This window comes from Lentiprolixibacter aurantiacus (assembly GCF_026241225.1).
GTDB lineage: Bacteria > Bacteroidota > Bacteroidia > Flavobacteriales > Flavobacteriaceae > Lentiprolixibacter > Lentiprolixibacter aurantiacus.
In genome coordinates this window covers 259,202-281,896 of sequence record NZ_JAPFQP010000002.1, presented here as the reverse complement: position 1 = coordinate 281,896, position 22,695 = coordinate 259,202, and the positions used below count along the sequence as shown (strand labels likewise).

At 44.3% G+C, this 22,695-nt stretch carries 18 protein-coding genes; 1 reads left to right on the top strand and 17 read right to left on the bottom strand.

What is annotated here, in order from left to right:
* Positions 1-35: 35 nt before the first annotated feature.
* The 16 genes from OO016_RS08360 to OO016_RS08285 all read right to left on the bottom strand — a co-directional run bounded on the left by OO016_RS08360 (position 36) and on the right by OO016_RS08285 (position 19,581).
* Entirely contained in the window at positions 36-2,141 is a 2,106-nt protein-coding gene (locus OO016_RS08360) for an elongation factor G (RefSeq protein ID WP_266012369.1), read from the bottom strand.
* 942 nt (positions 2,142-3,083) lie between these two features.
* On the bottom strand, positions 3,084-3,779 hold the full coding sequence (locus OO016_RS08355; RefSeq protein WP_266012367.1) for a protein-L-isoaspartate(D-aspartate) O-methyltransferase: 696 nt from the start codon (positions 3,777-3,779) through the stop codon (positions 3,084-3,086).
* 85 nt (positions 3,780-3,864) lie between these two features.
* Entirely contained in the window at positions 3,865-4,512 is a 648-nt protein-coding gene (locus OO016_RS08350) for a class I SAM-dependent methyltransferase (RefSeq protein ID WP_266012365.1), read from the bottom strand.
* Between the two features lie 64 nt (positions 4,513-4,576).
* The gene (locus OO016_RS08345) at positions 4,577-6,460 is read right to left on the bottom strand and encodes a CocE/NonD family hydrolase (RefSeq protein ID WP_266012363.1); all 1,884 of its coding nucleotides are present in this window, start codon (positions 6,458-6,460) and stop codon (positions 4,577-4,579) included.
* A 93-nt stretch (positions 6,461-6,553) separates the two neighbouring features.
* The gene (locus tag OO016_RS08340; protein ID WP_266012361.1) at positions 6,554-8,722 is read right to left on the bottom strand and encodes a carbohydrate binding family 9 domain-containing protein; all 2,169 of its coding nucleotides are present in this window, start codon (positions 8,720-8,722) and stop codon (positions 6,554-6,556) included.
* A 116-nt stretch (positions 8,723-8,838) separates the two neighbouring features.
* Complete coding sequence (locus OO016_RS08335) at positions 8,839-9,927, bottom strand: amidohydrolase family protein (protein ID WP_266012359.1); 1,089 nt, start codon at positions 9,925-9,927, stop codon at positions 8,839-8,841.
* Positions 9,928-10,058: 131 nt separating this feature from the next.
* Entirely contained in the window at positions 10,059-10,655 is a 597-nt protein-coding gene (locus OO016_RS08330) for a nucleotidyltransferase family protein (protein WP_266012357.1), read from the bottom strand.
* On the bottom strand, positions 10,655-11,665 hold the full coding sequence (locus tag OO016_RS08325; protein ID WP_266012355.1) for an XdhC family protein: 1,011 nt from the start codon (positions 11,663-11,665) through the stop codon (positions 10,655-10,657). The genes OO016_RS08330 and OO016_RS08325 overlap by 1 nt, the downstream gene beginning before the upstream one ends.
* An 11-nt stretch (positions 11,666-11,676) precedes the next feature.
* On the bottom strand, positions 11,677-12,864 hold the full coding sequence (locus tag OO016_RS08320) for a molybdopterin molybdotransferase MoeA (RefSeq protein WP_266012353.1): 1,188 nt from the start codon (positions 12,862-12,864) through the stop codon (positions 11,677-11,679).
* A gap of 20 nt (positions 12,865-12,884) precedes the next feature.
* Entirely contained in the window at positions 12,885-13,958 is a 1,074-nt protein-coding gene (locus OO016_RS08315; RefSeq protein ID WP_266012351.1) for a HesA/MoeB/ThiF family protein, read from the bottom strand.
* Positions 13,955-14,563: an NTP transferase domain-containing protein gene (locus OO016_RS08310; RefSeq protein ID WP_266012350.1), complete on the bottom strand. Its 609-nt coding sequence runs from the start codon at positions 14,561-14,563 to the stop codon at positions 13,955-13,957. Before OO016_RS08310 ends, OO016_RS08315 begins: the two co-directional genes overlap by 4 nt.
* 19 nt (positions 14,564-14,582) lie before the next feature.
* Positions 14,583-15,566: a GTP 3',8-cyclase MoaA gene (gene moaA, locus OO016_RS08305; RefSeq protein ID WP_266012348.1), complete on the bottom strand. Its 984-nt coding sequence runs from the start codon at positions 15,564-15,566 to the stop codon at positions 14,583-14,585.
* A gap of 13 nt (positions 15,567-15,579) precedes the next feature.
* Positions 15,580-15,825, bottom strand: coding sequence for a MoaD/ThiS family protein (locus tag OO016_RS08300; RefSeq protein ID WP_266012346.1), 246 nt, complete (start codon positions 15,823-15,825; stop codon positions 15,580-15,582).
* A complete protein-coding gene (locus OO016_RS08295) occupies positions 15,826-18,057 on the bottom strand; it encodes a xanthine dehydrogenase family protein molybdopterin-binding subunit (RefSeq protein WP_266012344.1) in 2,232 nt (743 codons plus the stop codon).
* 20 nt (positions 18,058-18,077) lie between these two features.
* Entirely contained in the window at positions 18,078-18,539 is a 462-nt protein-coding gene (locus OO016_RS08290; protein WP_266012342.1) for a (2Fe-2S)-binding protein, read from the bottom strand.
* Positions 18,540-18,645: 106 nt separating this feature from the next.
* Positions 18,646-19,581, bottom strand: coding sequence for a polysaccharide deacetylase family protein (locus OO016_RS08285; RefSeq protein ID WP_266012340.1), 936 nt, complete (start codon positions 19,579-19,581; stop codon positions 18,646-18,648).
* Between the two features lie 140 nt (positions 19,582-19,721).
* Between OO016_RS08285 and OO016_RS08280 the strand changes: the two genes are divergently transcribed.
* Entirely contained in the window at positions 19,722-20,807 is a 1,086-nt protein-coding gene (locus OO016_RS08280) for a vWA domain-containing protein (protein WP_266012338.1), read from the top strand.
* Between the two features lie 396 nt (positions 20,808-21,203).
* Here OO016_RS08280 and OO016_RS08275 read toward each other — a convergent pair whose 3' ends face one another.
* Positions 21,204-22,691: a M14 family metallopeptidase gene (locus tag OO016_RS08275; RefSeq protein WP_266012336.1), complete on the bottom strand. Its 1,488-nt coding sequence runs from the start codon at positions 22,689-22,691 to the stop codon at positions 21,204-21,206.
* Positions 22,692-22,695 lie beyond the last annotated feature (4 nt).

Sequence of the window (22,695 nt, the reverse complement as noted above, 5' to 3'; positions counted from 1 at the left end):
ATTATTAAGTGGCCCTCAGTTAACAGTTGTATTTATTAGTTGCTGCTTACCAGGGTTTCCTGTACGTTTCGGGGAACAGCCTGGAAAGAAGAAAATGCCGATACAAACGTTCCTTTGCCCTGAGTGAGGGACCTCAGGTTGGTAGAGTACCCGGCAAGTTCTGCCTGCGGCACGGAACAACGCAGTATCTGGAAATGATCTTCGCTGTCTATGCCCTGAATTACAGAGCGCCTGGATTGCAGATCGGTCATCACATTACCTACCATTTCCTCCGGAACCTTCACCGTTAGTTCTTCTATGGGTTCCAGTAGTTTGGGTTTGGCGTTCAAAAAGGCCTCCTTAAACGCATGAGCCCCTGCTATTTTAAATGAAATATCATTGGAATCCACAGAGTGCATTTTGCCATCGTAAACCATTACCCGTACGTCACGTATGTAAGAACCGGTAAGCGGTCCTTCTTCCATAACCTCCAGGATTCCTTTTTTGATGGATGGTAGGTATCTGGCGTCAATTACGCCACCTACAATACAATTGTAGAAAACCAGTTTACCGCCCCAGGGCAGGTCTACTTCTTCCTTGCCACGGATATTAAAACCTTCCGGTTCTGGTATCCCTTCATACCAGGGTTCAATTTTCATATGTACTTCACCAAATTGTCCGGCACCACCGGACTGTTTCTTATGCCTGTAGTTGGCAGTTGATGACCGCTGTATGGTTTCCCGGTAAGCTATTTTTGGTTCCTTAAACTCTGCTTCCACACCATAGATGTTTTTAAGGGTCCAGTCTATGGTGGCCAGGTGCAGCTCTCCCTGGCACCCAATGATGAGTTGTTTCAGTTCGTTGGAAAATTCCATCTCCACCGTTGGATCCTGGCTGTGGATCTTGCGCAGTGCATCATTGAGTTTTTCCTCATCTTTCTGGTTAACTGCGTTAACGGCCTTTCGAGTCCTCGATTGTGGATATTTTATGGGCTTTATGGTAATCTTTTTGCCCTCCTCATGAAGCGTGTCATTGGTTTCAGTATGCTTGAGTTTTAGGGTAGCGCCGATATCGCCTACTTCCAGTTTGGAAACGGGTTCCCGTTTTTTTCCATCCATGATGAACAGCTGGTTGAGCACCTCAGTTTCACCATTGCGGGAATTAACGAGTTTGTCGTTTAAGTTTACCTCACCGGATTTAACCTTAAAGAAGGTGATCTGGCCCAGGCTTGGCTGGTACAGCGTTTTGAATACAAAGAGTGCCGTAGGTGCATTGCTTTCCCTTACCAGAATATCGCCTTCCACGGTTTGTTCCGGACGCAGGTCAGCCGCAGCAGGAGCTACATTATCAATAAATCCCATAAGCCGGCCACTACCCATATCCATAAGTGCGGAAACGCAGAAAACAGGGAAAAGGTCGTGGTTCAGCATACCTGCCCTGATTCCCTGTCGCATTTCATTTTCATTGAGTGTGCCTTTGTCGAAATATAGCTCCATCAGTTCCTCGTCGTTCTCTGCAGCCTTTTCAACCAGTTCATTATGAAGGTGGTCTGCCAGTTCTTTCTGATCTTCTGGAATTTCAAGTTTTTCAGGTTTTCCCCCATCCTTTCCAAACTTATAGCATTTCATTTTCAGGACATCTATGATGCACTGTGCTCCATCTATCTTTAAAGGATATTGTACCAGCACCATATTATTGCCCACAAGACTTTTAATACTCTTAATGCTATCTTCCCAGCTGGCATTCATATGATCGATCTGGTTAACCACAAACAAGGTAGGCTTATGGTAAGTGTCAATGTAATTCCATATTATTTCAGTACCTACCTCTACCCCATTCTGTGCATTTACAACAACAGCAATGGTGTCTGCAACTCTTATAGATGATATAATTTCCCCTACATAATCATCCAGCCCCGGAGTATCTATTATATTGATCTTGTAGTTGCGCCATTCTGTGTGCAGTGGTGTGGCAAAAACGGAAGTGCCTCTTTCATGTTCAATCTCATGGTGGTCCGATACTGTATTCTTGTTTTCAACAGTACCCCTTCTATTAATTAATCCTGCTTCAAATAACATGGTTTCGGCCAAAGTGGTTTTGCCACTGTTGTGCGCCCCTACAAATACCACATTTTTTATGTGTTTATCGTCGTATACTTTCATGAGTTAGGTTTTATCAGATTGTTTGTAAAGCTATGCAGGCATAGTCTTCTAAAATACGATATTTGTCAGTTTTTATAAAATAATCCTGTTGTCAATTTACTACCCTTTTTACTATTTGCTTATATGTAATTAGCAAGTAAAAAACATATAAATCACTGTTTTTCTTTATTCCTTATAATTTTAACATTTACCACTGATATCCTTTATTACACTGATATACAATGTAATAGTGTAATAGGCTATTTCTACAATTGTTAAAAAATGCATAAAACGGTACCTTTTTATACAAGGTACTGTAACAAAAATAATTCTGAGGCGTCTATTAAGTGTAAGTCAATTACAAAACACGGTTTCACAACCAACAAGAACAAAAAGAAAAGAATAAGAAACCAGGATTGACTTTACAAAAAATAAAGTAACAACTATAAAATATCAGACATGAGAATTTTTGCTAATCACACACCGACAGAATCAAGAAGACACACATTATTTTCCAATTTTAAGGATACCAAACGTGTAAAATGGGCAGAAGTTAGACATTACGTCCACTAGAAAACATCAATCATCAATCATTAAACGGCCCCATCATCAATCAAAAAACGAACAATCATGAAAGCATTATTGAAACGAACACCTACGGAAACAAGAAGATTCAGCTTTTTTTCCAATTTCAGGGATAGCAAGCGAGTAAAATGGACAGAAGTACGGCAATATGTTCACTAAAAAGTAAATGTCGATAAACCAATTAATAAACCAAGTACATGAAAAATCATAGCAACCAACTACCAACTACATCCAGACGGGTTTCTTACTTCTCGCAATTCAAAGACAGCAAGCGGGTATATTGGACCGCTAACAGACAGTACGTTTACTAAACGATACGATCCGTGAAACAGGAATCCGGATGATTTGTAGAAAAGAGCAACGATCGTTGCTCTTTTTTTATTCCTCAGCACGCGTAAATGGAACAAAACGCACGGCCATCAAGTTTCTGCGTTTAAGCTTATCGCCCTTTTTCTCTATTAAAACCAGTTGTCTCACTCCCCTGTGCGGTCCAACAGGTATTATCATGCTGCCCCCGTCCTTAAGCTGTTCCAGCAACGGTCCCGGTATCTCTTCAGCCCCGGCAGTAACCATAATAGCATCGAAGGGAGATTTCTCCTTCCATCCGTTGTACCCATCTCCAATGCGCACCACAACGTTGGAATATCCTAGATTTTCCAATGTACTTTTTGCCCTTAATCCCAGGGGCTCCACAATTTCAATAGTGAAAACAGAATCTACTATTTCCCCAAGTACAGCTGCCTGGTAACCGGATCCCGTGCCCACTTCCAATACTCTGCTTTCCTTTTTCAGTTTTAGTGCCTGGGTCATAAAGGCCACGATGTAAGGTTGTGATATGGTCTGCCCCTCCCCTATACCAAGCGGACCATCTGTATAAGCATATGGTTTTACATTATCAGGCACAAAGGCATGCCTGGGAACCTTTAACATGGCGTCCAGGGTCGCTTTCTGGTGGATGTCGCGCGACTTTAACTGGGTATTAACCATGGATTCACGCAATCGTGTATAGTCTTCCTGCGCATTAAGGCAAGGCAGACAAAAGAGAAGGCTTATGGCAAACAGGCGCAGCAACATATCTTTTAATTTGTTGATCAATAAGCCTAAAATGCAGTATTAAGTACTATTTTACAATGATCCTGATCAGTGGGGTTTACAACCGTCACATTTTTGAAGCAACCACCAGCCACATGGTCTTATCATTTTCTTCCTCCCACTTACCCAGATCCCCGATTTCGGTTACAATTTCAAATCCCGCTTCTTTAAGCTCCCGCTTTACATACTTGCTGGACAGCGTATGTGAGCGAACCTGCTCTTCCCTGCTTTTATTCCGGGCATGGGCTTTAAGCTTTTCAAGAATCAGTATGCGCCCTTCCGGTTTCAGGGCCTTTTTTACATGCTCCAGTACGGTCATATAGGATTTCATTTCATGGTAGGTGTCTACAATCAAAACAACATCAAGGATTGCTTTTGGCAAATGCGGATTGTCATAATCACCCAGTATGGTCCGTATATTCGTGAGGTCTCTGCTACGAGCATTTTCCTCAAGGGTTTCCAGTCTGTCCTGCCTTACATCCACCGAGTAAACCTGGCCTGATTTTCCCACAGTCCTGGCCAAATGCATACTGAGATAGCCCTCGTGACATCCAATATCTGCAACGTGATCTCCAGGAGTAATACCAGCCATTCTGAAGATCCTGTCCACATCCATCCATTGGTCACGGTAGTCCCAGTCCGCTTCCTGGTATTGCCCACTGGCAATTGTGCAAAGCAGTAATAGTATTAGCAATGTCTTTGAGGAATATTTCATGATCTTAAGATACTAATAAGGCCCTTTGCAGGGCCTTAATGTTTTCATAATTATATGATCTTTCTCACTTCCTCACCACAGGGATAACAATGTGGGAAGGATATTTCCTGGAGTGATGTACCTTATTATGGGCAACCACTCCTTCCTTTTCATCGTAATTACGTCCACCGGTATTTAAATTCCTGGCAAACCTTGGAAAATTGCTGCTGGATACTTCAATCCTGATGCGATGTCCTTTTTTAAAGTAATTGCTGGTAGCCATAGGGGTAAGCTCAACTTCGTAAACTTCTCCCTCTTCCATAAAGACCTCCTTATCATACCCCTCCCTGTAGCGCACACGCTGTATGGTTTCATCCAGGTTATAAGCCCTGCCATCAGGGTATACATCAATCAGTTTGATGGTGAAATCCGTGTCTTTTGCATCCGAGCTCACATAAAGAGTAGATTCAATAAACCCGGATACTTCAATCCCCTCCTCCAGTGGCTCCGAGGTATATACCAGGATATCGTTGCGGGTTTCCATAACCTGCTGATCAAAGGACCCACCTTTAACGGCATTGCCTGTGCAACAAACATTACCTCCATAACTGGTCACGGGATTCATGGGATCATAGGTGAACCCATCAGGAGCATCAATCTTTCCGGGCTTTCTTGTTTCCAGCTTCCCATCACCGTACAGGCTGTTTGCCTTTCCCTCACTGCTCAGGTAAAAGGTTTTGTTCTGAACTCCCTCTGGAGGCCAGGTTTCCGAAGATTGCCATTTATTGATTCCCATGGTGTAGTACTGCACACGGGGTGTTTTTTCCTTAAAATCATTTTGGACGCCCTTTAACCAAAGGTCAAACCAGGCATAGATCTGCTCATCGTAGTTTAGGCGGGCATCCCCTACACTTCGTTCCCCAACGATGGTGTTTTCGGAGGCCCGGGTATAGGCACAATGCAACGTGGGTGCAATGACCAGGTATTGGTTATCCCTTACCTCAGGGTCTTTTGCATTATTACGTACATGATTGAACAAGGCCAGATTTGGACTTATGGAAACATCATACCAGGAAGCAAACCAAAAGCTGGGAACAGGTATCTCCATATTGTCATGATACAGTCCGCCTTTATACCAATCCTCATGATTGGGTGTACGCCTTACCATTTTATCAAATATTTCCCTTTTCCCGTTAATATTCTTCAGAATATCCTGTATCGGTAGATGGGCAAGTGCCTCGGACATGTCAACAGGGGGATTCTCTGGTGCCAGGTCATAAAACCTGGAAATCCGGATAAGGTCTTCCTGTGTAGCTCCTTTGGGGATCCGGGGCTTGAATTTATCGTGCTCTACTCCGTAAAGCCAGGCAAAGAATAAAAGCTGTTCGGCACCTCCCCGGTACCAGTTACCTTGTTCAAAGTAGTCACCAACCCGGCCTACACCTGCACCAAAACCCTGAGGCACCATAGCTGCCAGGGAAGGATGATCAAGTGCGGCCACTGCCATCTGCCATTCTGCAGTGGATGAACATCCAATCAGACCAATTTTTCCATTGGACCAGGGCTGGTCCTTCATCCAGGAAAAAGCGTCGTATCCGTCGGTAAGTGGTGTTCCAAGTATATCCCACTCCCCTTCCGAATAATACCTGCCGCGTTCATTCTGAACAACATAGGCATAACCTCGTTTAACGGCTTCATAGGCCCTGCGGGCAGTTCGCGTTCGACGCTCTCCGTCTCCCCATGAATTAAAATTATACGGGGTTCTGGAAAAAATGATCGGAACAGGTTTATCCGTTTTGGGCCGGTAGATATCCGTTGCCAATCGAATCCCATCCCTCATAGGCATCATTACCTTCTGGTCCACTATGGCAATTTCTTCCAGCTCGGCAAGTATATCCCGCTGTGCAAGAAGAGGGTTGATAGATAGGGCAATTAGAAATAATGCGAAAAATTTAAAACCGATTTTCATCTAAGTGTGTTTAATTTGATTTGTTCCTAAAAATATTCAAATATTAGGTTCTTTGTATGGCCCTGCTATGATTTCCGGTCAATTTTCCTTAGGTCAGGGATTGAACCAGTAGGTCAGTTTGAGCGTCAGCGACCATATGTCACCTATAAAAGGCGTTATTCGCTGATTCCTTGTGAAGACTAAGAAAAGGTCAGAAGCCGGTTTATAGCGCCATTGCAAGCGGGAGTTTAAATTAAAATTCCGCGATTGTTCATTATACTGGAACAGGGTGGCAAAAAAGAGCTTATTGGTCAGTGTAACATCAACTTTGGACCCAATCAGCCAAAATTCTGTTGTATTCCATGGAGCCGGAAGCCTGATGTTATTATAGCTGATATTAGAACTCAAGCTGACATAGGGTTGAAACCGATATCCCATTTCAGAAGTAAAGTTGAATCTTGTGCCATCCTCATAGTAACCACCTAAACTGGAATCGAAGGAATACCTGAACAATGCCTGTGGTTTGGAGCCATAGCTCAATTTCAATGTATTCCACCTTCCCCTGGTACCTGTCTGCAGGGAGTCCTTCCCAGTTTGTGTAGGATCAAAAGGCGCCAGCAATTCAACAAATTCATTGATTACTTCAAGGGTCAGAACACTTCTATTGGTATAATTGAGGGAATATCCTACGGTATTCTGATAATCAGTGCTACGGAAATTCGGATTAAAATAGTGACTCACACTTATTTTAGGTCCATGGCTTACTATTGGGCCTTTCTTAGGAAAAAACAGGTACCCCCCAAAGCCACTCAACCGTATATAGCTGTCCCTGGGAACAAAACCCACTTCAGCCGAATAGGTACTGGCTACGGATTCTTCCTGTATTCCCCATGACCATTGCCTGTTCTGATAGGTGATGTTCGCAGCCTGGGTCAGGCCCCGATCCTCCTCATTTGGGGCAAAGGATTGCAGCACGAAGGCTTTGCCGGACCACAGGTTGTCTGCTGAGGCCAGGTTGTATTCCAGCCCCAGGTTCCGGTTAAACTTTGGGAAAACGGTCCTTAACGAATCGTTCTCCTCGGGATAACGGAAAGATTCTTTGTTCACAAACATCAGGCCTATGTTAGACCTGCTGAACACTTTACGCTGAAGGGATATAACGCCGAAATTCTGGGCTGGTCTCCCTGTCCCGGTTACAGAAGCTGTTTGAATGTCCATTATGCCCAGCCTCCAGTTTTCGTCTAGGTTACCGCTTACCCTCGCACCGGCATCTATAGGTACACCAAGCCCTATCCTGCGCGAAAAGAAAGGTCTTATCCTGTCATAACCGAAATTGGCAAACAGGTCGGCATTCTCAAGGAAAAACTGTCTCCTTTCGGGAAAAAAGAGTTCAAATCGATCCAGATTGGTCACCTGCCTGTCCACTTCCACCTGTGAAAAATCAGGGTTTATGGTGAGATCCAGATTCAGAGACGAAGAAAGGCTGAATTTTATGTCACCACCAGCCTTTATATCCGTACTATTTACATCGGCAATATCCTGTGATCTTTCGGCAAGTATATAGGGTATTACCGAGAGGTTAACTTTGGGGGCTGGTGGAGGCTGATCCCAAACCAGTACTCCTGCCAGTGCCAGCGAAGCGGTGGGAAATTGTCGGGGAATGGGGGTCCAACTGGATTTCTCACTGGTTTTCAGGTCCAGCCTGCTAAAGTTGATCCCCCATTCTTTCACCCCTTTCTCATAACGAATAGATTTGAAGGGCAGGGCCATTTCAAAAACCCATTTCTCTTCATCCCTGGTTACCGCAGAGATCCACTTGCTATCCCAACTGAGATCTACCGAACTTCCTGCGAACATGGTCCCATCCCACTGGGCGCCGGCTGCATTGGAACCAAAGGTAAATCCTGTGGTCTGGTTATTAAACGGATCCAGAAAAAGAAGGAAATTGTCATTCTTCCCAAATTCAAAGTCACGCCTGAGGGATTCCACGTAGTTAGGACCCGGAGTATTATTGTAAAAGGTTGCTACCAGATAAATGAATTCCTCATCATAGGTCATGCGAATTTCGCTTTTCTGAGTAGCCTTACCGGTATCCATGGGTAAAACCATATAGAAATCATCCGCAGTATCGGTATCCTGCCAGGCTTTGTCATTGGCAACACCATCAATAACAATGGGGCTGTTGGTTTTCCTTATGTGAAGCCTGAAGTCAGCATTCTTTTTTTGGGCAATTGCTGTCCCCAGGAGACCAAAAAATAGTATTAGACAAAGTATTTTTTGCATGCTTTATTGGTTGCAAGTGCACCATCAAACCTGAATACAGGTTTTGACAGGCTGTTGTAGCAGGATTCCAATTTCATTAATACTCCGTTATATTCTGGGCTGAATAAAATATTGCCTTATTCTTCTGGAAAAAGGCTCTTATCAATTCCAGGTAGTAGGCTTAATGCATTTTTATAATAGACCTTGCGGAGTACTTCGTCGGGTAAATCCATCCCATACATGGCCCAGAAAGCATGGTATTTCTTGTAATAGGGAAAGTATTCATCATCACTTTCCAGAACCCGAAAATAAGTTGGGAATTCACTCGGGTTCCAGGCGTCTTTACCAAAAAGTATCCTGTCCTGATACTTTATAAAGAATTTGCGTGCATTTTTGGGTTGTCTTCCCAGTTCGGCTATAATAGCCCCTATGCCTACATACATATTAGGCATTTCTTCCATAAAATCGGAAAGTTTTCCCAGGTTGTTGGCGTGCCAGCCCATATGGGCATTGATGAATTTTGTTCCCGGGTGTTTTCTAAACATGCGGTGTTGTTCGTCAATGATTTGCTGCCATGGAGCCGGATCTGTATCGGATCGTTTGCGACCGGGCCTGGTCTTCAATTCGAGCCACCTTTCATTATTGCTGTCCATCGGGTCCCAAAATGATTTGGGATCGGCAGAATGGATCAAGACCGGAATCCCCAGTTCACCGCACCTGGCCCAGATGGGATCTATGCGTGGGTCGTCTACCGCTACTCTTTTTCCATTTACATCCTTGTATCTCAGGCCAAGGCTTTTATATATCTTCAAGCCCCTGGCACCATTTCTTACGTCTGCTTCTAATTGGCGTACCGCATTTTCCGTCCATCCGGGATTGCCAATACCATCAAAATCAACATTGGCAAAAACCACAAACCTATTGGGATAGTTTTGCCTCACATTATCAACAGCCTGTTTAAGCTGTTCCCCTGAGCGTCCGCTGAGGTTAACCATAACCGCCATATTTATCCGGTCCATATCACCGACCAGGGCAGACAGGTCTTGTGTGGCCATCCTGAATTGATGGCTATGGATATCCACAAAGGGGTATTTGGCCCGGGGCACTTCCTTACCTGGCACTACCAGCGTACTGGGCGGGTTGTATTCTTCAAAGGACATTTCCTGTCCAAATCCAATAGCTGTAAAGAAGTAGAGCAGTACGTAAAAGCGGATTCTAAAGTGCATATAGTTTAGTTTTATACTCTGCTAAAGGTTAATCCCTATAATAAATGTACGTTATTTCAAAAACAATAATGCCGATTCATGAAGGGATTATGCTGATCTGCCACAAGAAATTGCAAACTATGTTCAAGACACTATTCCCCGTCCAGCAATCTCTGGTAGTCTTCCGGGGAGTCTATATCCCATACTTCTTTTTTATCAGGGACCAATAGTCTTGTAGCGGGGTAATTCCTGATTATTTTATGGGCTCCGCGATCTCCATCCAGATCAATGAGATCGGGAAATACAGCTTTATCGAATATTGCCGGAACACCTCCACCATGGGCATAAGCTGTAGCAATTATGGGTGATTTCTTATTCTTGTACTCCTGAATTAATTGCAATAAATGGGTCTTGCTAATTTTAGGCTGATCTCCCAGCATTATAAGCACAGCCTGTAATTCAGGTTTAGTAGCAGCGGCTTTTTTTACACCATATGATAGGGTATTGCCCATCCCTCTTTCCCAACTGCTATTAACTACCAAATCTGCCTGTTCCTCAGCTAAATACTTTTTGATTTTATCTGCCTTATTCCCCAGAATAACCATGGGTTTACCAAGGGAAAGTGAATTGGCGCGCTCAACTACACTACCCAAAAGGGTGCGGTCCAAATAGGGGAGCAATTGTTTTGTGCTGCCCATACGGCTGCCCCTGCCAGCTGCAAGTATGAGGATTTGAATACTTGGCGACATCAGCTGTGAATGGTCCCTTTTTTATTTTTCAGCAGGATAGGATCTTTTTTGCGAACAACAGCCAGAATCTCAGACAGTATGGAAACACTGATCTCCTCCGGAGTTTCACTTCCAATATTCAACCCAGCCGGGCCACAGATTCGATCCAGGTAAGATTCGGAAACCTCCGGATAACGCTCGATAAGGGCTTCCATCAATTTTTCACGCCGGTTAGCGGGCCCCAGGAGGCCCAGGTAAGCTGGCTTTGTATCTTTAAGTGCCAGCAGGTAAGCCAGGTCTTTGGCAAAATTATGTGTCATCAAAATTACTGCCGTCTCAGAATCTATAGCATCGGTCTTAAACTCCTCCGGCACTGTGTTCAAAAACTGGCCAGCTCCCTGGAAATCCCGAACGGACTTCTGTTCGGATGGAGCAGCAACAACAGTGACTTCCCAGCCCATCAGAGAGGCAAAAGCGCATAATTTTACGGCATCGTGTTCTGTGCCAACTATGAGCAATTTGAAACAGGGCTTTAAGGCAAATTCAAAATGTTCTAAACTTTCAGAAACAGCAAAACCAGGCCTAAGTTCCCTATCACCGAAAGGAAACCTTAAGGTGCTTCCGTAAGAGTGATGTGTTCCTTCTTTGAGCTGATAATAGCAATTGAAACCCATACTTTTCCTTTCTGAGATCGTTTTCCAGAATTCCCCTATCCAAATATCATCGGGCATAAAGGGCTCAATGAGGATATAGAGAATACCTTCACAACCCAAACGGTATCTACCGTCATATGTCATGATTTTAGGAATACCGGTTAGGAAAACTTCCTGTGCCTGGCGATTAACCTCTTTTTCCACACACCCTCCACTAACAGCTCCGGTCATTGTTCCATCTTCCTCAATCAACATCTGAACCCCGGGTTTCCTGTAAGAAGAGCCATCCACATGAACCACAGTGGCAAGAACGGTCTTTTTTTTATTGCCATTCGCTTCTTCAAATGCCTTTACTATTCTCTTAAGTTCATGTGTCATATTTCATTATTTTAAATTGGATGATACGGGACCACTTCGCCTTCCTTAAAGCCATTTGCTTTTGATTGGAGTTCTACCAGGCCATCTGCCTTGGCCAGGGAAACCAAGTCCCCGGATCCATTTGTTTTAACCGGTGTAGCTTTCAATACACCATCTTCCCAATATACGGAGACCTTTATAAAAAGGGTAAGTGGGCCCGTATTTTCCATAGCCTGGCCTAGTACCACAGTCCTGGTTTGCCCAGGAAGTCCCATTCCCTTAAACAGCCACGGTTTGAAATACAAATGGTAGTTTGCAAAAGTAGAAACCGGATTCCCCGGAAAAGAAAAAACCACAGTGCCTTTTTCGGGGTGAATCCCAAACCAGAATGGCTTTCCTGGTCGTTGCAATACCCTGTGAAAACTTTTTTCAATCCCGATTTCCTGGAGGACATCTGGTATAAAATCGTATTTACCTCTTGAAACTCCTCCACTAAGCAAAAGGACATCAAACTCATCTACCAGATAGTTAAGTTTCTGCCGGATAATATCCTTATCGTCCTGCAAATGAAGCATCATCGGTTCAATCTTTTCTGATGACAGTGCCGCATGCAATGCATACGAATTAGATTTCCTGATTTGATGTGCCTCCGGAATAATATCCACTTCTACGAGCTCATTCCCGGTGGAGATGACCGCTACACGCGGAAGTTTTTTGACAGGAACTTCATAGACACCAACAGAAGCAAGTACACCAATTACAGAAGCAGTAATACGTTTGTTTGCTTCGAGTATAACATCTCCCTTACCTATATCACTACCACGATAGTGGATATTCTGTCCTTTTTCTGGTGTGGATTGCAAAGTAGCGATTCCATTTTCCACTTGCAGGCGTTCGTACATCACAACCGTATCAGCATCAAAGGGAACCACAGCTCCAGTCATAATTTCCATGCATGTTTCCTGGTCTTCCAGTACTGAAGCAGGTGTCCCAGCAGGCAAAATCCCGCTAATTTCAAATACCCTTCTACCATTTTCGACAGCTGAATAATTCAGGACAATGCCATCCTTGGTTGCCCTGTTAAATGGAGGAAAGTCCCGGTCTGCTTGGATGTTTTCAGCCAGCACCCGGCCAACTGCCTTTTTCAGGTGTACACGCTCTATTCCGTAGTCTCGGGCATGCTGCAGTACCAGTTCAAGAGCTTCGCTGTAATGAATCATCTTAGTTAAAGCCTTTTCTCTTATACCAGGGGTTCTGAAGCACGAATGCGGTTCAGTCCACCATGTACATTTATAAATTTTACGTCGGGAAAGCGTTTTTGAAGTATGTATTTTCCCTGCATACTCCGTATACCGCTCTGACAAATCAGGAAAACCTTATCGGTATTATCAAATACTATCTGCCTGTCCTCTAACTCACCTATTGGTATGTTCACGGCAGACTCAAGACGGTCTTCCATAAATTCTCCGGGTTCCCTGACATCTATTAACAAATGTGGCTGATCAGTCTGCAGCAGGTCCTGCAATTTAAGTGCATCTATTTCCAGATCACTACTGCATGGCACCTGGTAGGATTCCTGGAGAATGCAGATATTACTATGCTTTGGATTTTTAGAAAATCGAATATTATGCATGGTAGTATTCAAACCGTTATATACCAGCAAACGACCAGATAATACCTCCCCTATTCCGGCAATCATTTTAACCACTTCCAGTGCCTGTAAATTCCCAATAATACCGGGAAGAACGCCAAGGACACCATTTTCATCACAGCTGGGCAATTCCGACGCAGCGGGCATTACAGGGAACAAACAGCGATAAGTGGGTCCACCCTTGTAGTTAAAAACAGAAACCTGGCCTTCAAAACCGTGAAGTGCACCATACACAAAGGGTTTATTCTGAATTATGCAGGCATCGTTAATCAGGTAGCGGGTTGGAAAATTATCGGATGCATCAACAACCAGGTCGTAATTTCCTATGATCCCCAGAGCGTTATCCCTGTTTAAAAAAGTTTCATGCACATCTATTATTGTCTGGCTATTCTGCTCTTTTAATCTGGCCAGACACACTTCTATTTTGGATTGCCCTATTTCTGCCTCATTGTACAGCACCTGTCTGTGCAGGTTAGTCTCGTCTATTATATCATTGTCCACCAATCCGAGTCGGCCTATACCCATTGCATTCAGGTACTGCAAAACAGGAATACCAAGTCCGCCAAGGCCCACTACCAAAACAGAAGCATTTTGCAGTTTCTCCTGGGCAAGGGGGCCGAATTCCCTGAGTTGTGTCTGCCGTATGTATCGGTTCGATTTCAAATAGATTGAATTATGGTTAAAGCTTCCTGATATTCTTCCGGATTATTGGCATTAAGCAGGACCTGGTCTTTTTCCGGGTTGACCAGCTTGCTATTATTGCGAATAAGGAACTTTCTAGGGCAACTACTTTCGGCCGTTTTCAAATATTCCCTGGCTGCATTGAGCCCCCTGGGCTCCCAAATGGCCACCAAAGGTTCCGGAAGTCCACTTTTTCGGGTTGCCATAGCAGTAGCAACGAACTCAGGATCCCTCGCTTCAATGAGCTGGTTTAAGCTGGCTTCGTCTATCAGTGGCAAATCACAGGCAAGAACCAGCCAGGCCGCTTCAGGGTGGCTGTTATGCGCACTTAGAATTCCATTAAACGGCCCGCGGTAACGATCCTCATCCAGAATAGCATTTACACCCTTATTGCCATTTTGCTGATCAGCCCTGAGGCTCATAAAGGTCTTGTTACATATTTTTTCCAGCAGGGAATACAGATAGTCGGCCTGAGGTATGCCATGATACTCCAGCAGGCTTTTATCCTGACCCATCCGGGTGCTTTTGCCTCCTGCCAGCACCAAACCATAAAGTGGCGGAATATTAGAGTTCGATTTATTCTCCATAGTGCGAAAAAATTACTGATTATCCCCCTATGGAGGTCATGGAATTGGAGAATACTTTGCTGTATTCCTGTTGTGCTTCATGGCCAGTCTTAGCCCGTTTCCCGATTACATCACGGATAGCCGTTTCCATATCTGTATCGAGTCCCGGATTTCGCAAAATGCCCCTCAGGTTCATCATTGGCTTACCATAGAGGCAGGTAATTACATCACCGGTGGCCGTTATGCGCAAGCGGTTGCAACTTCCGCAGAAGGTTCGACTGAACGAAGGGATTATCCCGAAACTACCCTTGTGGCCCGGAATTTTGTAATTAAGGGAGGTAGAGGTTGGAGGATCGACCAGCTTTTGCACCTCAGGATAGTGGTTTTTAATGTAGTCCAGGATGCCCTTATAATTCCATTTAAGGCTTTGGAAGCCCTTTGTGCCACCATTGAACGGCATTTCTTCCAGGAAGCGAACGGAGACATTATAGCGTTTTTGCAATTCGAGCATAGGAATAATATCCTGTATATTCTGATTTTCAAGGACTATAAAATTAATGCGAACATTAAATCCTTCCGTGATCAGCCTGATAAGATTTCCGTGTACGGTATCATAGGCATCTCTTCTCGTAATGCGCTCAAAGGTCTCCCTGTTAATAGCATCCATGCTCACATTAACGTTGGTAATTCCCAGGGTCTTGAGCTCGTCTATATAGGGTCCGATCAGGGTAGCATTGGTAGTAACGGAAATGTCCTTTAATGTATCGATTTCAGCGAGCGAACGCAGGAGGTCCATCAGGTTTTTCCTCACGAAAGGCTCTCCCCCGGTAATCCGGATTTTATCAATTCCCATACTTGCCATCGAGCGGCCTACTGCTTTGAGTTCCTCAATGGTTAGCAGGTCTTCACGTTTTGCGAAGTCAATACCTTCAGAAGGCATGCAGTAGTTACAGCGCAGGTTACAGCGATCGGTTACGGCCAGACGCAGGTAATTTATAACCCGATTGTGATTATCAATAAGCATAGTCCATTTTTCTTTATCCTCCGCTTACAGGAGGGATAATAGCAATTTCATCTTCCTCTTTTATAGCATGTTCATCCTGTGCATATTCACTATTCACAGCCACGGCAAGAGAACTAAGTTTCTTCATATCGGGATAATTATCCTTCAGGAATTCCTTGAGTTCACCTGCAGTATGCAAGCCTTGTGCCTCAGAATGAGACAAGGACAAAGTAGGCTGTCCTACAATGTCCTTGGTTATTCCAAACAATAAAATGGTCATTTATCCTAAAATTTCCTTTTCAGGCACCTTCAGCAGTTCGGGGAATTTGCTAAAGGGCTGTTTGTAAATTCTATTTCCGGTTGCAGCCTTGAATGCATTGGCTATGGCTCCACCAGCAGGAGGTAATGTAGGCTCTCCCAATCCTGTAGGTGCAAAATCATTCTTGATAAAATGCACTTCAACATCAGGTGCTTCCATCATGCGAATCAGCCGGTAATTGTTGAAATTGGTAGCCGTAGGCCGTCCATTTTCAAACGCCAGTTCTCCGTACATTGCATGCCCAATACCGTCTATTACGCCACCTTCAGCCTGGTTTTTGGCTCCTAGGGGATTGATAACGATACCGCAATCCACTACACATGTTACTTTTTTAACTACCGGAGTGCCATTTTCGATGACTACATCGGCAACCTCTGCCACATGGCTGTTATGGCAATAATAATTAACAAATCCCTGGTATACACCTTCGGGTTGTTTGCCCCAGCCCGATTTCTCCACAGCGGTATTGATTACTTTCTCCATGCGTTCCGGGGAATACTGAATCCTGTCGTCTGTAGTTCCCTTAACTTTCTGCAAGAGGTCTAATCGCAGCTTTACGCGGTCTACTTCCATCATCTCCGCCAGCTCATCGAAGAAGCTTTGCTCTGCATAGGCAAGGAAGTTAGTGTATGGTGCCCTCCAGGCACCGGTAGTAATATTAGAATCGTATTTGGCTACGTCCACCTGATAGTTTTCGATGGCCCCGGCTGGGAAAAAGTTGGGTATCAATCCATACATGTTTGAATTCACCGCAGCCTCCTTGAGGTGGTAGGCGGTTAATTTGCCATCTTTAACCCCGGCCTTAATGCGATATTTGATAGCCATACGGTAAATGCCATCAGCCATATCATCATCACGAGTATATACCACTTTAACAGGTTTACGGATCGCATCGGCTATTTCGGCCACTTCAAGTACAAAATCACCATAAAGCCTGCGCCCAAAACCACCCCCCTGTCGTGTCATCTCAAGCAATATCTCAGAAGGTTCCCTTCCAAGCATTTGAGCAACTGCCCCTGCTTTCCATTCCGGTGTCTGGACAGGACCAACCAGATGAACTTTTGTATCACTGATATCCGCAAAGAAGTTCATGGGTTCCATAGTGTTATGCGGCAGGAAAGGCGATTCATAGGTTCGCTCCAGGATCTCATCGGCCTCAGCAAAGGCCTTTTTGATGTTACCATCAGAGCGCATGGTGTTAAACTTATTCCCATCCAGAAGGTCACTCAGTATCTTATCGTGCTCTTCAGTGCTCTCAAGTTTGGTGTCCTCTGCCCAATCGGCTTCAATAGTTTCTTTGGCTTTCATGGCCTGCCAGGTTGTTTCTGCAATTACCACAACTTTGTCGGTACCATTCAGAATAGCAGCAATTCCCGGATTTTCACCTATTAATTTCCTGGCCTTTTCTCCAATAGTAATTACGTCGAGCACCCCCGGCATGGCCTTAGCCTTATCTGCGTTAAAGGAACTCAGCTTCAGACCGAAAGCAGGAGGCCTGACCACGGCAGCATAAACCATTCCGTCCACTTTGTAATCCAGGCCAAATAATGGCTTGCCTGTGATAATCTCATCTATATCCACATTGCTGGCATCCGTTCCAATAATGGTAAAGTCTTTTACGTCTTTTAATGTCACTTCTTCAGGAACTTCAAGCTGTGCAGCCTCATTTACAACATCACCGTATCCCAGGGTTTCACCAGAAGGACTGGTGATCACACCTTCGCTAGTGGTGCATTCTGATGGTTCCACACCCCAACGGGCAGCTGCGGCATTGACGAGCATTTGACGGGCAGTTGCCCCTGTTTGCCTCAGCGGTTCCCAACCCAGTCGGATAGACTGGCTTCCTCCAGCTACCTGGCGGGTATAATTTTCAGTATCCAGAATGCCCTGTTCCACATGGACCATATCCCAGGCCACATCCAGTTCCTCGGCGATGATCATTGGCATTGAGGTCTTAACCCCCTGCCCTATTTCAGGGTTTGGTGAGAAGATAGTGATCGCCCCGTTCTCTGCGATTTTTATAAATGCATTGAAATTACTATAATCCAGTGCTGCAAGGTTCATTGGTGCTTTTGCTTCTGGTTTGCAAGCCTGGAAAAGGTTAAAACCAATTAAAAGGCCTCCACCGGCCAAAGAACTGGTGCGCATGAATGCTCTTCTACTAAATTGTAAAGAAGGTTTTTGATTTGCCATTGTTCTTATTTTTAAAAGGTTTATTTCATTTTTTCAGCTGCTATTTCAACAGCCTTGTAAATTCTATTGTAGGTGGCACAACGGCATAGGTTGCCGTTCATGGCTCTCTTAATATCTTCCTCACTCGGGTCAGGGTTTTTTTCTAAAAAGGCAGAAGCCTTCATGATCTGACCTGCCTGGCAGTATCCGCACTGAGGTACGTCAACTTCCTTCCAGGCTTGTTGTACCGGATGGGATCCATCTTCGGAAAGCCCTTCAATAGTAGTTACAGACTTTCCCCCTACCTGATCTATTTTAAGCGCACAGCTAAGCACGGCAGTACCATCCACATGAACGGTGCAAGTACCGCATTGTGCGATGCCGCATCCATACTTTGTTCCCACAAGATCCAGATGATCTCTCAATACCCACAACAGGGGGGTATCTTCACTGACATCAACAGAATGTGACTTTCCATTGACCGTTAATTGATAAGTTGGCATAAGTGTTGATTTTAGATGAAAGATATACAATCACAGATTCCCTTTAAAATTATCAAAAAAAAAGCGCTCTGCCTCAGGGATTTGTGAAAATCTATTGTTAAAATTCCTATTTATTGCTGGTTATCCTGTCCCTTAATTCCCGCCAGGTAATGAGTTTGATATTCTCCTCTTCCAGAAGCTTCCTATAGGCCTCACTGGTAAAATAATCGAAATCTGCCTGCCTCCAGTCTGAAGCCCAGTACCTATGTCCGGTAGTCATTGCTTTCATTTCCTCGTTATCGTAAGCCAAATGAATCAGCAGGCAATTAAGGCCCGAAGGTAATTCCCTGAGTATTCTGTTATAGTAGCTAGCCACGCCGGCTTCGAAATCCTGAGGTCCCATGGTGAATATATTATCTACTATCACAGTATTCTCATCAATCAGGTTTTGGACTTCCGGAATCCCGGACTCATAAACCCTTTTATCCAAAAGCACGGGTAGCTCAAAAGCACGCCCAACGCGCATATAAGCCACAAGGAACTCTGGTTTACTCACCGCTGCGCCCATATGTGCATCCAGGTGGGTTACATCAATTCCGGCTTCAAGGGCTTTCTTTACCTGGTTGGTGAGTTCTAATTCCACTTCATCAGGTTGTCCAGCGGCCATGAGGCTGTCTACCGATGAATAAAAATACCCTTTGTCATTAAGTAGGCTGGGGACCAAGTCCTTTGAGGAAACGGGTCCCCATTTATAGGAATTCCATTCACTGTTCAGGGTGAGATGCAGCCCCAGGTCTACTTCGGAGTTCTGGCCTGCATAGGATGCAATTTCAGGAAACCAGGGACAGGGTACCATTATACTGGCCGAATTGACAATTCCCCCTTCCAGAGCTTTAATGCTTGCCATATTCTCCGAATGCGATACCCCCAGGTCATCGGCATGGACAATCAACAGGCGAGTGCCTTCGGGATATCCCAGTCTTGCGAGAAGTTTATCCTGTGCCTGAAGGGAAAGCAAGGTTGCTGAAAAAACAGCAACCAACATCATGATTCTGTAACCCATAGTCTATGTAAATTAGTGATAGTGCCTTTCCAATTTACGACAATTTAAAGATCAGCAGCAGGAAATTATATAAAGTTTTCCTCCCTCATACTTAAATGGGATTTCGGGCGTTCTGTTGGAAGAAACGAAAACCTAAGAAAATGAAATCTATCCTTTCCCTCAGCATTACGCTTTGTATATTCCTTTTATTTTCCTGCAGCAACGCCGATGACGATGTGCGGTTTGACATTAACCTGGATGGACTCGGCAAGGGACAGCCTGTTGATGAATGCCTGAACCTGGGCGACAATCAACTCATCCTATCCATACAGGAACAATTTACAACACTTCCGGGCAAGGTATCCATACTCTTTAAAGTGTCAGACACCAATGGAAATCCGGTGTCCGGATTACAGGCATCGCAATTCACCATTTATGAGCAGGGCAGAAATGACGATTGTTTCAATACAATTTCATCCTCGGAATCCTTCGCCAGGATATCGCCTAATTCCCAGGTATTCCGAAATAACACTTTGCTGGTACTGGACCTCAGCAATAGTGTATTGAGCAACAGCCTGGATGAATTGAAACAGGCTTCCATCAGCTTTATTGAAAACGTAATGCCATCGGTCGCTTCTCCTTCCTTCAATATGGCCATTTACTGGTTTGATGGGGAAGATAAGTTGCATTTGCTGAATCCACTCACCAATTCCACAGCGGAGCTGATCAGCGCAGTCAACGGTATAACCCCGGATATCAGCAATGATCCTTCCACTGACCTCTACGGAGCCGTAATCAAGTCTACTGATATTGCTGAAGACCTGCTGGCAGACGGACAATCAGAAGATCTCATCAGCGCTGCGTCCGTGGTGCTGTTCACGGATGGAACGGATCAGGCTTCAAGGTATTCCAAAAGTGCCGCGCTTGACAAGGTAAACCGGGCAGATCCAAACATATCCTTTTTTAGCATCGGCCTGGGGGCTGAAATAGACACAGAGGTGCTGACCGACATAGGCAAAACATTCAGCGTTTTTGCCGGGAATAAGGAAGAACTGGAAACCACCTTTAATGATATTTCACAGCGGGTATCTGAACAGGCTAATAGCTTTTACCTCTTTGAATACTGCAGCCCAAAACGCGATGGCAGCGGTGAAAACAACCTGGCTATACAGGTGAGCAACAACAATCTGCAGGGAGCTGTTCAAACCAAATTCGACGCCACAGGATTTACTTCGGGCTGCGAATAAACATCAAAGTTTTGCACGGATAACAGGAGGTTTATAGCCTCCTGTTTTTATTTTTTGAAGTAGGGTTTTTTATTTGTGCGTTGTTTTATATACACAACAACAAAACAAAACAACTATATACATCCTAAAAAAGAGAATTGTTTAACAAATAAAAAAATCGCTATGGATGTTTTAAACGAAATAATCAAACAGAGTCCGATAGGGTCCTTGTCGAAAATGTCAAAAAGTATAATACTTTCTTTATTCTCATCAATTGTACTGACCCTTTTTGCCATGCTGGTATTCATGTTGAAAAATGCGCATGACCTCCACTTTAGCTTTGGCTATTAGTAAGTAAAATTAGTAAGGAATAAATAAAGGCGCCATCTCTAGTCCGGTGCCTTTTTTTTAATTTAATTAACGAAAAATCATTGCATTGGCCTTGCCTGCTTTCCAGCGGATAAACAGTCTCGTAGTATCCAGGGATAGATCTATCAAAAATCCGTTTACCACCGCATAAGCCGGTTTACCCTCTTTTTCGAGTATAAAAGTTGGATTTCGACCTACTTCCAGCCGGAATTCAGGAAGTTCATAGCCTTCTTTGACCATATGCAATGGTAGCATGGAATACAATTGGTCTGCATCCGTTCTTTTAACCTTGATGTAGGTATACCCTTGCTTTAAATAATTTAATACATTTTTTGTAGACCAGTTATTAGCTGTCATCACTTCCGGGTAAACCTTGCCCGGAACAATGGTATACCCCTCACCATCAAAAGTTTCATAACCATAATACGTCGATAGATCGCCCTGGTCTATAATCCGACTGCTGTACCAGAAATCATCGTGGCCTTCCAGGTCTACTTCCAGTCGGTGGATCCCAATATCCATGATATAATCATTACCCAATAAAGGATAGGTCACGTTTTCAATTTTCAGGTCGAACAGTTTCCTGTCGTTTTCAGGGATCTTTTCGTAATCCTCCAGTGGGATATCCTTGTAATTGCCTTTGGCAATGGTATAGAGTGCGGAAATTATGGAGACATAGTTCAATTTCCGTATCTCTTGTTTTTCGCGGTCTGATGGATAACCCCCTGATTCGATCAGAATGGTGCTTGTGCCCCATTTCTGGATATTATCCCCAAAGGCCCGAGGTTCAAACTCATCGCTATACCGACCAACCTGACCCGGGGCGTATTTCTGTATGATGTTATTCATATAGACGATTACCTGCATGGCTGCCCCCCTGCTCTCGTTCACATCCCTCTCGTAATTAAATGGAGGTGCCAGGTAAGATATGGTCGCCGGTTTTTCCGTACGTTCTGCATTGTAATACGTACTTTGGTCGTGCAAGTTAAATCCAAAATCCGCTTCCAGGCTATCACGCACTCGTTTCAGGGTTTGTCCTTCTGGCGATTGCAACCTCAGTGCATCCCTGTTAATGTCTATACCCAGGGTATTTCTCCGTTGGAATACCTCGGCCCCATCCGGATTGAGCATAGGCAGGAAATGGATTTTCAATTGGGACAGGATATCCCGTTTTTCAGCCTCAAAGGAAGATCCTGCGAAAAAATTCAATATATCGAAGATCGCCTGGGTAGCTGTGGGTTCATTTCCGTGCATTTGAGACCAGAGGAAAACATCTGTAGTTCCAGTTCCCATACTGATCAGTTGTAAGGACCTGCCCTCTATGGAGGCACCTACCTGTGTAACATTAATAGCTGGATCTGATTTCCATTTAGATATCAAGGGCTGAATGTCCCTGTGCTTTATTCTCCTTTTATCGAGGGTAGGTTCCTTAAACTCTTCATAGGTTTCGTACAGGGAGGAAGTAAATGCTTCATTTTGTCCCCAGGAGAGGTTAAGACCCAAACTCAGGCAAAACAATACTGTTATTTTTCTCATAAGA

What these genes read in the sequence shown, in the direction of transcription:
- OO016_RS08345 (WP_266012363.1), bottom strand. Translation starts at nt 6,460, where the DNA reads ATGAAAATCGGTTTTAAATTTTTCGCATTATTTCTAATTGCCCTATCT.
- moaA (WP_266012348.1), bottom strand. Translation starts at nt 15,566, where the DNA reads ATGCTTATTGATAATCACAATCGGGTTATAAATTACCTGCGTCTGGCC.
- OO016_RS08350 (WP_266012365.1), bottom strand. Translation starts at nt 4,512, where the DNA reads ATGAAATATTCCTCAAAGACATTGCTAATACTATTACTGCTTTGCACA.
- OO016_RS08310 (WP_266012350.1), bottom strand. Translation starts at nt 14,563, where the DNA reads ATGGAGAATAAATCGAACTCTAATATTCCGCCACTTTATGGTTTGGTG.
- OO016_RS08275 (WP_266012336.1), bottom strand. Translation starts at nt 22,691, where the DNA reads ATGAGAAAAATAACAGTATTGTTTTGCCTGAGTTTGGGTCTTAACCTC.
- OO016_RS08325 (WP_266012355.1), bottom strand. Translation starts at nt 11,665, where the DNA reads ATGACACATGAACTTAAGAGAATAGTAAAGGCATTTGAAGAAGCGAAT.
- OO016_RS08355 (WP_266012367.1), bottom strand. Translation starts at nt 3,779, where the DNA reads ATGTTGCTGCGCCTGTTTGCCATAAGCCTTCTCTTTTGTCTGCCTTGC.
- OO016_RS08335 (WP_266012359.1), bottom strand. Translation starts at nt 9,927, where the DNA reads ATGCACTTTAGAATCCGCTTTTACGTACTGCTCTACTTCTTTACAGCT.
- OO016_RS08285 (WP_266012340.1), bottom strand. Translation starts at nt 19,581, where the DNA reads ATGGGTTACAGAATCATGATGTTGGTTGCTGTTTTTTCAGCAACCTTG.
- OO016_RS08340 (WP_266012361.1), bottom strand. Translation starts at nt 8,722, where the DNA reads ATGCAAAAAATACTTTGTCTAATACTATTTTTTGGTCTCCTGGGGACA.
- OO016_RS08300 (WP_266012346.1), bottom strand. Translation starts at nt 15,825, where the DNA reads ATGACCATTTTATTGTTTGGAATAACCAAGGACATTGTAGGACAGCCT.
- OO016_RS08320 (WP_266012353.1), bottom strand. Translation starts at nt 12,864, where the DNA reads ATGATTCATTACAGCGAAGCTCTTGAACTGGTACTGCAGCATGCCCGA.
- OO016_RS08360 (WP_266012369.1), bottom strand. Translation starts at nt 2,141, where the DNA reads ATGAAAGTATACGACGATAAACACATAAAAAATGTGGTATTTGTAGGG.
- OO016_RS08280 (WP_266012338.1), top strand. Translation starts at nt 19,722, where the DNA reads ATGAAATCTATCCTTTCCCTCAGCATTACGCTTTGTATATTCCTTTTA.
- OO016_RS08330 (WP_266012357.1), bottom strand. Translation starts at nt 10,655, where the DNA reads ATGTCGCCAAGTATTCAAATCCTCATACTTGCAGCTGGCAGGGGCAGC.
- OO016_RS08290 (WP_266012342.1), bottom strand. Translation starts at nt 18,539, where the DNA reads ATGCCAACTTATCAATTAACGGTCAATGGAAAGTCACATTCTGTTGAT.
- OO016_RS08295 (WP_266012344.1), bottom strand. Translation starts at nt 18,057, where the DNA reads ATGGCAAATCAAAAACCTTCTTTACAATTTAGTAGAAGAGCATTCATG.